Annotated in this window: 7 protein-coding genes and 2 pseudogenes; 3 read left to right on the forward strand and 6 right to left on the reverse strand. The window is 71.5% G+C overall.

Annotated elements, in window-relative coordinates:
* From G6038_RS28835 to G6038_RS28850, 4 genes and pseudogenes are all read right to left on the reverse strand, one after another.
* On the reverse strand, positions 1–1,310 hold a 1,310-nt coding region (locus G6038_RS28835), incomplete at its 3' end, for an Hsp70 family protein (RefSeq protein ID WP_206025798.1).
* Between the two features lie 672 nt (positions 1,311–1,982).
* Positions 1,983–2,504 (reverse strand): DinB family protein, encoded by a 522-nt coding sequence (locus tag G6038_RS28840; protein ID WP_165042102.1) that lies wholly within the window; start codon positions 2,502–2,504, stop codon positions 1,983–1,985.
* A gap of 94 nt (positions 2,505–2,598) precedes the next feature.
* A pseudogene (locus G6038_RS28845) lies at positions 2,599–2,740 on the reverse strand (transposase); the annotation flags it as partial.
* Between the two features lie 384 nt (positions 2,741–3,124).
* Positions 3,125–4,609, reverse strand: coding sequence for an adenylate/guanylate cyclase domain-containing protein (locus G6038_RS28850; protein WP_165042104.1), 1,485 nt, complete (start codon positions 4,607–4,609; stop codon positions 3,125–3,127).
* Positions 4,610–4,721: 112 nt separating this feature from the next.
* Between G6038_RS28850 and G6038_RS28855 the strand changes: the two genes are divergently transcribed.
* From G6038_RS28855 to G6038_RS28865, 3 genes are read left to right on the forward strand one after another with little or no spacing between them, the layout of a single operon-like run.
* On the forward strand, positions 4,722–6,275 hold the full coding sequence (locus G6038_RS28855) for a succinic semialdehyde dehydrogenase (protein ID WP_165042106.1): 1,554 nt from the start codon (positions 4,722–4,724) through the stop codon (positions 6,273–6,275).
* Between the two features lie 57 nt (positions 6,276–6,332).
* On the forward strand, positions 6,333–7,664 hold the full coding sequence (locus G6038_RS28860) for a diguanylate cyclase (protein ID WP_165042116.1): 1,332 nt from the start codon (positions 6,333–6,335) through the stop codon (positions 7,662–7,664).
* A gap of 53 nt (positions 7,665–7,717) precedes the next feature.
* Positions 7,718–8,827, forward strand: a complete 1,110-nt coding sequence (locus G6038_RS28865) for a CapA family protein (RefSeq protein ID WP_165042119.1) — start codon at positions 7,718–7,720, stop codon at positions 8,825–8,827.
* A gap of 10 nt (positions 8,828–8,837) precedes the next feature.
* Here G6038_RS28865 and G6038_RS28870 read toward each other — a convergent pair whose 3' ends face one another.
* Both G6038_RS28870 and G6038_RS28875 read right to left on the reverse strand, forming a co-directional pair.
* Complete coding sequence (locus G6038_RS28870) at positions 8,838–9,656, reverse strand: DUF427 domain-containing protein (RefSeq protein WP_206025799.1); 819 nt, start codon at positions 9,654–9,656, stop codon at positions 8,838–8,840.
* Positions 9,657–9,676: 20 nt separating this feature from the next.
* Positions 9,677–10,259, reverse strand: a pseudogene (locus G6038_RS28875) (cyclohexanone monooxygenase); the annotation flags it as partial.

Raw genomic sequence — 10,259 nt, forward strand, 5'->3', positions numbered from 1 at the left:
CCGGGAATGAATGGGGCTGGTTCCGGTGGGGGTGGCGGAGCCGATGTGTCGGCCGGCGCACTGTTCTGCGTCTGGGGGATGGTAGGGGTCTGGGTCGGATTCTGTGTCTGCGGCTGGTACGTGGTGGGCGCCTCGGCCGGTGCGGAGATCCTCGACTTGTCGACCACCGGCGGGGCGGCTCCCGGAGGCGGGGTCAGGTCCGCGGTGGTAGCGGGCTGTGGCGGGGCGGTGGGCTGTGCGTCCCGTTCGGAATCCGGCAGCAGGTCGGTGCCGAGGCCGAGGCCGATCGCCGCGACGACGGTGACGACACCGCCGGCGAGAAGGAGGCGCCGACGTGTGCGCGGCGGTGCGGTCGTCTCGACGGTGTGCCGGGTTTCGACGGTGTCGACGGTGTTGCTCGTCTCGTGTGGCGCGGGTGCCTGCGTCGGGGACATCACCGCGCCGGCGACCTCGCCGGTGGCCGGGCGGGCCAGCAGTGCCGCACCCTCGGCCGCGACGAGTTCGGGCTGTGCGGGCACGATCACCGGGAGGTCGAGCCAGGACTCCATCACGGAGGTGACCAGCGGAATATGCGCACCGCCGCCGATGAGCACCGCGGCGTCGGGGGTGCGCCCCGAGCGGCGGATGACGTCACGGGTGAGGCGGGCCGACGTCTTCACGGGGCCGTCGATGAGCGACTCGAAGCTGTCCTGGGAGAGCAGCAGCAGACCGCCCTCACCGGGCATACACACCGCGCCGGTGGTGGACAGCTGCTCCTTCGCGTCGCGGCACCTGGCAGTGAGGGCGAGCTGTGCTGCCGTGTCGGCCGGCGGGGTGAAGCGGTGCAGTTCCAGGTGGTGGTCGTAGATCAGCCGGTCGACGAGGTCGCCGCTGATCCGGTCCGAGCGTGCGGTGCTCAGCACGATCCCGGTGGTGCGGTCGACGACGGTGACGGTGAGGCCGGAACTGCCGAGGTCGTAGAACACGAGCGTCTCGTGGTCGCCGAGATCCCCGGACGTCTCCAGCATCTCGAGCGCGGCCGTCACTTCGGGGACCAAGTGGAAGTGGCCGATCTCGAGTCGGGTCATCGCGGCCTGGACGGCACCGGCCTGCGCCTGGTTCTGGTACGCGACGCCGATGGCCTGGACCTCGTCGATCTCGTGGGTTTCGGTGAGCACCGTGTCGAGGGATGCGGCGGCCGGGTCCCCCGGCCGTTCGAGGGTCGCGGTCACCGACCGTGATCGGAAGATCGGACCATGGGGGCTCTCGGTGTCGCGGCACGCGAAGCGCACAGCGCTGGCCCCGACCGACACACCGAGAACTGACGTCATGACGCCGACTATAACGGTTCGGTCACGGGTCGCGCGCACGAAGCAGGCCGGGCTCGGTGCTGCGGACGATCGAGGTAGTCGGTGAGCTCGCCGATCGGCGCCGCGATCTCGCCTCGGTGCCGTGCCCCTACGGCGTGGCCTTCCGCATCTCGTCGCAGCTCAGGGTGTCGCGGGGAGGTCGGGCGAACGCCGACACGAGCACGGTTCGGAGGTCGACAGTGAACTCGACGTCCCCTCGCGACCGGAAGTCCGGGGCCGGGTGTGCGCATCCTCCGCGACTGTCGACCGCGCCTTCGATCAGTGCCCGGGGCCGGGGTCGGCCTGGTGTGAGGGCACGTCCCGGGCCGGGGCGGCGGGGTGCCCGCGACGTCGGTGCGGCGTGCGGTCGCGACGGTGGTTCGGGCCCCGCGGGCGGGCGCACCACCCGGTTCGGTGCCGGTCCAGTACGGTTTTGAGAATTATGTTGTGGTGCAGTGATTTTCGTGAGTGTGGTTGATGGTAGGGCATTCGGGCGTGTTTGCCCGTAGGATATTGATACTGCTTTCGTATTGTGTTGGTGGTGACTGTGTTTCGCACTTTCCGGTGTTGTCGGCTCACTGCCGGTACACCACCGCCGCGCCGCTCGATCCTGGACCCCACCACTGCCCGGGACGCGTACGCGGCTCGGCCGGATCAGCCCGCGACGTCGTGCAGATGGTGCTCGACGTCGTGCAGCAGATACTGGCTCAACTGCACGATGGTGAACCTCCGGCCGTCACTGCGCAGGCCGTCGCGCCGCCAGTCCTCGACGCCCTCGACGATCTCCACGGTCTCGTCGGTGCGTAGAGCGATCTGCCGGGCCACGTCGGCGGGATCCGCCGCCCAGAACCGCCGACGGATCGCCTCGGCCTCGCCGTCGTAATCGGCGAACGTCGGAGTGTTGTCGGTGATCATCGCCCGCACTCGTTGTCCGAGGACGACGATGAGGTCACGTGCGTGGGAGGCGTACTCGAGCGCCGACCACACCCTCGGAGCGGGCCGCTCGGCGACGTTCGGCCGCCGCAGCACGGCCTGCCAGCGTGGCACGCCGGATCGCAAGCGTTCACCGGTCGTGGTCGGATCGTGCAGCGTGTACCCGCACTCGGGGCACCCTCCGTCGAGCACGAAGGTCCAGTCACGAGTGTCGGGCTCGGCAGGTTCGGGCGCGATGTCCATAGCCCCATGGTGCCGCTGTACAGCCCCATGGTGCCGCTGTACGGGCTCTTCCGGATCTGGAGTGCCTCGATCGGGCGGTGAGGTTGCCGCAGGGCAGCAGTGACCGGATCCGGTAGTGGGCCGGGTTGTCGAATCCGAGGGCGTGGCGGCGCAGCTTCGAGTCGGCCGTTGATCGCCTCGGTGGGTCCGTTCGAGGTGCGGTGGTCGACGTAGGCGAGCACGTCGGTCCTGCGTCGGTGCAGGGTGCGTCCGGGGGGGCGAGGTCGTCGAGTCCGGTCGGGAACCCTGGAGCGGATCGTGTCGGTGAGCCGGGCCGGCCATTTCTTGCCGCGCCGCCGGTCGGTATCGGGGAGGCGTCGACGACGTCCTGGTGGACCCGCCCCCGTGACCGCGACCGGCAGGTACTGCACGTCGGCGAACACTGCCTCGAGGCGTCGCGGCGTTGCCGGTCGCTGGGCAGGTCCTACCCGGGTGCGGCGGTGCGGCGAACGGTCGTGGGGCGGATCACCGCCTCCCCGAAGCCGATCTGGCGGAAGATCTGGTCCCACCGTCTCCTGCTCGGCGCACAGATGGTGAGACGTCAGCTGATCGTCGATCCCGTGCTTGCCTCCGGTCCACGCTCACCGCGCCTGCCGGTGCTGCCGGGCGTGGGCGAGAGCCACGGCCGCCCGCAGCACCTGCGGTGCGCGCCGGGCGGTGCGGAGCACGGCCCGGTCGAGCACGGACAGGTCGAGGGACCGGTGCGCGATCGGGGGCAGGTCCGTGATCGCGTCGGTGAGCGCGTACAGCTGCCATCGGCCGGGCACCCCGGCGAGCCGGTGCCGGCCCCGGTCGGCGAACGTCAGGCCCGAGCCGGTGCCGAGGTCGCGGGCGGTGCGGGAGACCAGGATCTCGCCGGGACCGGCGGTCGCGCCGATGCGCGCCCCGATGTGCACGGTCAATCCGGTCAGCTCGGGTCCGGCGTGTTCGACGGTGCCGGTGTGGACGCCGGCCCGGATCTCGATGCCGAGGCCGCGGGCGTCGTCGCGGATCCGCGCGGCACAGCGCACGGCCGCGGCCGGGCCGTCGAAGAGGCTCAGCGTCCCGTCGCCCGTGACCTTCACGAGCCGGCCGCCGGCCTGCTCCACCTCGGCCCGGACCCGTCGTTCGTGGGCGGCGCGCAGGTCGCGGTAGGCGCCGTCGCCGATACGGGCGAGCAGTTTCGTCGAGCCGACGATGTCGGTGAACAGCAGCGACGCGAGGCTGCGGTCGGCGTCGACGGGATGCTGCATCCCGGTGGCGAGTTCCTCGACGTGGTCGAGGATCGGCCGCCACGCCTCCCCGAGCGAGGCGCCGGGCGGGGCGTTCGGCAACAGGTGGAACGAACCGCGGGGGATCTGCCGCGCGACGAACTCGGCGGCGGCGCGGGGCACGGGGCTGGCGGCCGGGAGCAGGGCCCGGGCCGGGCACTGGATCGACGGCAGGGCGCTGGAGTAGTCGAGCCGGAAGATCCACTCGAGGTGCGCCTGCGTCGTGGTCGGTGTCGCGGAGCAGCGTTCGAGCATCGCCATCAGCCGCCGGTTGTAGGGGTTGTCGGCGTGGTGCTCCCACATCCGGACCGAGGCCCCGGAACCCCACTCCCGGCCCACGGTCCGCCAGTTGTCGACGAACTCCGCCCGCCGCACCGGCGTCCATCCGTGCGGCTCACCGTCGCCGCCGAGGAGACGCTCGGCGAACGGCTGGACGAGGACCAGGCCGGCGACGCGGTCCGGGGCGCGGGCGGCGACGAGGCACTGCGGTCCGCAGGTGCTGGCGACGCCGACGAGGGTGGCCCGGCGCATCCCCACCTCGTCCATCACGGCCAGCACGTCGTCGGCCTGCTCCTCGAGGCTGGGCACCCGGTCCAGCGGATCGGACAGCCCGATCCCGCGGCGCTGGAAGTACACCGAGCGGCCGAAGGTGCCGTTGCGTTCGATCAGGTAGTGCAGGTGAGGGTCGGTCCACATCAGGTCCAGGTGGGTCTGGATCTCGAGGAACCACACGACGTCCACCGGGCCTTCACCCACCACCTGGTACGCGAGGCCGTGGCCGTCGCGCGGAAGATACCGGGTGACCGGTGGGTCCATCTCCTCAGGCTAGCGGGGCTGCCGGGCGGCGAACAGCCCGCTCTGTGACAAGCACCACGCCGCGCGGTAGGTTGGTGTAACTGCAAGAACTACTCACCAGTAGGGGTACGACATGCCTGCTCCCAGCGCCGCCACCTTCGCCCGGTTGGCCGAGCTCATCGCCATCCCGGACGCAGCGAGCCGTCCCACCCGCTCGGTCGTGGAGGCTTTCACCGGTCGTGAACTCGCGACGGTCCCGGTCGGCACCGCCGACGACGCCAGAGCCGCCCTCGAGCGTGCCCGCGCCGCGCAGGCCGACTGGGCGCGCCGCTCCGTCGAGCAACGCGCCGAGATCTTCCACCGGTACCACGACCTGGTGCTGGCCCACCGCGAAGAGCTGATGGACATGGCCCAGGCCGAGACCGGCAAGGCTCGCGCCTCGGCGCAGGAGGAGGTCCTCGACATCGCCCTCACCGCGCGCTACTACGCACGCACCGCGCCCAAGCTGCTGCGTCCGCGCCGCGCCACGGGCATGCTGCCCGGCCTGACGAAGACCACCGTGCACTACCACCCGAAGGGGGTCGTGGGGGTCATCGCGCCGTGGAACTACCCGATGACCCTCGCCGTCTCCGATGCGATCGCCGCCCTTCTCGCCGGTAACGCCGTCGTCCTCAAGCCCGACAGCCAGACCCCCTACTGCGCGCTGGCCGTCGTCGAACTGCTCTACCGGGCCGGCCTGCCGCGCGACCTGTTCGCCGTCGTGCCCGGGCCCGGCTCCGTCGTGGGCACCGCCCTCGTCGAGAACGCCGACTACCTCATGTTCACCGGCTCCTCGCAGACCGGCAGCCTCCTCGCCGAGCAGGCGGGCCGTCGCCTGATCGGGTTCTCCGCCGAGCTCGGTGGCAAGAACCCGATGATCGTCACCGCCGGGGCGAACCTGCGTGAGGTCACCGACGCGGCCGTGCGGGCGTGCTTCTCCAACTCCGGGCAGCTGTGCATCTCCATCGAGCGGATCTACGTGGAGAAGTCCGTCGCCCCGGAGTTCCTCCGCATGCTCGGCGAGCGGGTGCGGAACATGACCCTCGGGCCGGGCTACGAGTACGGCGTCGAAATGGGCAGCATGGTCAACGAGACCCAGGTCAAGGCCGTCTCCGGGCACGTCGACGACGCCGTCGCCAAGGGCGCCACCGTCGTCGCCGGCGGCCGGGCCCGGCCCGATCTCGGCCCCCTGTTCTACGAGCCGACGGTGCTCACCGACGTCCCCGAGGACGCCGAGTGCTACCGGGAGGAGACGTTCGGTCCGCTCGTGTCGGTGTACGCGGTGGACAACGTCGAGGAGGCGATCCGCCGCGCCAACGACACCGAGTACGGACTCAACGCCAGCGTGTGGGCGGGCACCAAAGCGCAGGGCGAGGCCATCGCGGCGCGGGTACGGGCCGGCACCGTCAACGTCGACGAGGGCTACGCGCCGGCGTGGGGCAGCACCGACGCGCCGATGGGCGGCATGGGCATCTCGGGCATGGGCCGTCGTCATGGCGCGGAAGGCCTGATCAAGTACACCGAGCCGCAGACGATCGCGACGACGCGGGTGATGAATCTCGGTGGACCCCGCGGGGTTCCGCCGAAGCTGTGGTCGAAGGTGATGCCGCCCTTCGTCAAGGCGATGCAGTGGCTGCCGGGCCGGTGACGCCGCGCATTTCGCCGAGCCGGACACGAACGGTGCGACGAACGGGATAATTCGGGTGTGGGCGATCGCCAGGTGTTGCACGGTGCGACGGCGAATCTCCGTGTCCAACGGCGCCGTCTGCTCGCGTGGTACCTGGCGATCAGCACCGGGCTCGTCGCAGTAGGACTCGTTGCAGCCCTGCTCGATCCGGCGATTGCGCGATCCGGCAGCTTCGCCGGCATGGCCTCGGCGCTGGCGTTGGGCATCGCCGGGCTGGTGATCCTGCGGTGGGCGCCACGGCGTCTGGGACGCATCCCCATCGTCGCCGCCACCGCCTGCGCGGTCGTCGCGATGCCGGCGGTGATCGCGTTCCACGTCGACCCCTCCCGCATCCTCATCAGCGTCATGGGGTCGATGTTCCTGTCGATGTACCTTTCGGCGTTCTGGCCACCGCGGCAGGCCGTCCTGTGGATCGGGGCGCTCACCGCGATGACCCTCGGCGCCGCGGCCGTCGCCCCGACGCCCCTGCTGTGGGTCGGTTACGTGATCATCGCCGTCGCCCTGCTCGGCTCCGGGGCGATCTTCGGGGCCGTCGGACACCTGCTGGTGAACGCGGCGACCCGCGATCCGCTCACCGGCCTGCGCAACCGCGCGGGTCTCGACCTCGAACTGCGCTCGCGTCCGCGCGACCGCGGCACCCGGGTCTGCCTGGGCCTGCTCGACGTCGACGGATTCAAGGCGTTCAACGACGAGCACGGGCATCCCGCGGGTGACGCACTGCTCCGCGACGCCGCCGGGGCGTGGGCGCAGCAGGTGCCGCGCGGCGGGATCCTGGCTCGTCTCGGCGGCGACGAATTCCTCGTCGTGCTCCCGGACACGGACGAAGAGGAGGGGCGCGCGGTGCTCGAGGAGATGGCCCGCGCGAATCCCGTGCCGGTCAGCTTCGGGGTCGCGGCGGGCGTCGTTCGCGACCCCATGGACCTGTACCACGACGCCGACATGGATCTGTATCGCGCCAAGGCCGCGACCTGGGCGCACCTGCCGGACCGGTTGGCGCCGCTGCCCCTGCCCGCCGTCCTCGATCTGCTGCCCGTCCCGATCATCGCCGTGCGCGACGGTGGCGCGATCGCCTACGCCAATCCCACCTTTGCCGCGGTGTTCGGCGTCGACGCCCGGGACGTGGAGAACCGGGCGCTGCACGAGATCTTCACCGGTGGCACGTGGCCCGACGGTTCCGTCACCGTCCGCTCGCTGCACGACCGCGCCGGGCAGCTGTGCGAATTCGGCCGGCCCGACGGGACCGTCGTGCAGGCGACGGTCGGCGCCGCCCGGATCCGGTGGGAGAACACCCTCGCGACGCTGGTGGTGCTCGGCGACGTCACCGGGCAGCCCAGCTACGCGTCCGGCTGACCTGCACCCGTGGACACGCGCGGATCCTCGGGCCGAGGATTACTGTCTCAGGTGTGCCGGGCACGGTGACCCTCTTCCTCGCCGGAGACGTGATGACCGGCCGGGGTGTGGACCAGATCCTCCCGCACCCCGGAGGTCCCGCGCTGCGGGAGTCCTGCGCGAAGGACGCCCGGGACTACGTCGAACTCGCCGAGACCCGCAGCGGCGCGATTCCGCGGCCCGCGGGATACGACTGGCCGTGGGGCGTCGCGCTGTCCGTGCTCGAGGAGTGCGCCCCGGACGTTCGGATCGTCAACCTGGAGACGTCCGTGACCACGTCGCGGGACTACGCGCCGGACAAGGGCATCCACTACCGGATGAACCCGGCGAACGTCGAGGTGGTCACCGTCGCACGGATCGACGTGTGCGCCCTCGCCAACAACCACGTGCTCGACTTCGGCGTCCGCGGTCTGCGCGAGACCGTCGAGGTGCTCACGGCGGCGGGACTGCGGCTTGCCGGCGCGGGCGGCGACGATCGGATGGCGTGGCGGCCGGCGACGGTCCCGGTCGGGGCGTTCCGGGTGCGGGTGTGGTCCGTCGGTGCGGTGTCGAGCGGGATCACCCCCTGGGGGGCCGCGACGGCGACGCGGCCCGGGGTGGCGCTGTTGCCGGAGGTGTCGGAGGCGGGGGCCGACGGGCTGCTCGCCCGGATCGACGCCGACCGCGCGGCCGGCGATGTGGTGGTGGTGTCGGTGCACTGGGGGTCCAACTGGGGCTACGCGGTGCCGGACGAGCACGTGCGGTTCGCGCACCGTCTGATCGACGGTGGCGTCGACGTGGTGCACGGGCATTCGTCCCATCACCCGCGGCCGCTGGAGATCTACCGCGGCAAGCCGGTGCTGTACGGGTGCGGCGACCTGATCAACGACTACGAGGGCATCGGCGGCTACGAGCGCTTCCGCGACGAGTTGCGGCTGCTGTACGTCGTCTCGTTCGATGCGGACTCGCGGGAGTTGCGGGAGTTGCGGATGATGCCGGTGCGGGCGCGGCGGATGCGGCTCGAACACGTCACGCAGTCGCAGGAGCGCTGGCTGCGCGCGGCGCTCGAGGAGTCGTCGGCGGTCTTCGGCACCCGGTTGCGGGCCGCGGGGGACGGCGGCCCGTGGATCCGGCTCGAGCGGTGAGCCGGCGCGGTCAGCCGCCCGGACGCGCGAGGGGCACGCCGTCGACGACCAGGTCCACCGCCTCGTTGTAGAACGCGACGTGGCCGGCGATCGGTGCGACGGCGGGGAGGGGATCCGGGTACGACCAGGCGACGTTCTCGGCCCGCGGCGATCCGGTGAAGCTCCAGTACCGGGCCGTGCCCTTGTAGGGGCACGAGGTGTGCAGCTCCGTCTCCTCGAGTACCGAGAAGTCGACGTCCGCGGGCGGGATGTAGTACCGCACGGGCAGGCGGGTCTCGAACAGCAGCACCGGATGCCGGGTGTCGGCGACGACCGTGCCGCCGATCGACACCTGCACGTGCCGGCTGCTGGGCAGCGCATCGACCCGGCTGTACGGGTCCCGTGGATGAACGAAAATCTCCGTGTCCTCCTCGTACCAGTGCTCGATGCCCGGCCCGCCGGGGTGCTCGATGCCCGGCCCGCCGGGGTGCTCGATGCCCGGCCCGCGGTGGCCGAACCATTCGAAGCCGATGTACTCCTCGAGTCCCGCGACGTCGAGCACGAACGCCGCGGCGGGCGCCCGGGTCTCGCCGTCGGTCAGGTCGAACCACCGCGCCACGTCGTTCCTGTCGCCGGGCGCCGGGGCGGGCGCGAGGAGATCGGTGCGCACGTCGTCGCGGGGGAACAGGTAGAAGGGGACCGGTCGTCCGGGCGGCCACACCAGCAGTGCGTGCACCGTGTCGACCACCGTGTGGCCGGCCCACATGCCGCGCACGCGGCGCTCGCTGGGTTCGTACAGATAGCCGTCCGAGGGTGGTGGGCGACGGCGGGTGGCGGACCGGCGGGTCATCACCCGACGGTACGCGCGGATCACCCGGCAGGCACCGGTTCGTCGTCGTACGTGACGTCGTAGACGCCCGGATCGAACGCCGACACGCGGCGACGGAGCGCGGCCGACGACCACGGCCAGTTGAAGCTGTTGCGGCCGTTGACGTCGAAGAAGTAGCTGCGGCATCCGCCGGAGTTGTAGACCGTGCCCGGCAGGGCGGCCTGTACCTCGTCGTTGAAGGCGTCCTGGGCGTCGCGTCGCACCTCGAGGGTGCGCCAGCCGTGGCGCAGCGCCGTGTCGATCGCGGTCGCGACGTGGTCGAGCTGGGCCTCGAGGATGAGGAACGCCGACGTGTGACCGGTGCCGAGGCTCGGGCCGAGCAGGACGAACGCATTGGGAAAGCCCGCGACGGACGAACCCAGGTACGCCTGCGGGCTGCCCTGCCAGTGCTCGTCGAGGCTGCGTCCCTGCCCGTCGAACATCCGGCCGGCGATCGGCATGTCGAGGATGTGGAAGCCGGTGCCGAAGACGACGGCGTCGACCTCGGCTTCGCTGCCGTCCCGGGCGATCACGGTGGAGCCGCGGATCTCGCGCATGGCGGCGGGGTGGACCTCGACGTTGGGC

This window comes from Rhodococcus sp. 14C212, from assembly GCF_011058195.1.
Classification (GTDB): Bacteria; Actinomycetota; Actinomycetes; order Mycobacteriales; family Mycobacteriaceae; genus Rhodococcus; species Rhodococcus aetherivorans.

Coding starts and splice junctions, on each gene's coding strand:
- G6038_RS28855 (WP_165042106.1), top strand. CDS start 4,722: ATGCCTGCTCCCAGCGCCGCCACCTTCGCCCGGTTGGCCGAGCTCATC.
- G6038_RS28840 (WP_165042102.1), bottom strand. CDS start 2,504: ATGGACATCGCGCCCGAACCTGCCGAGCCCGACACTCGTGACTGGACC.
- G6038_RS28850 (WP_165042104.1), bottom strand. CDS start 4,609: ATGGACCCACCGGTCACCCGGTATCTTCCGCGCGACGGCCACGGCCTC.
- G6038_RS28870 (WP_206025799.1), bottom strand. CDS start 9,656: ATGACCCGCCGGTCCGCCACCCGCCGTCGCCCACCACCCTCGGACGGC.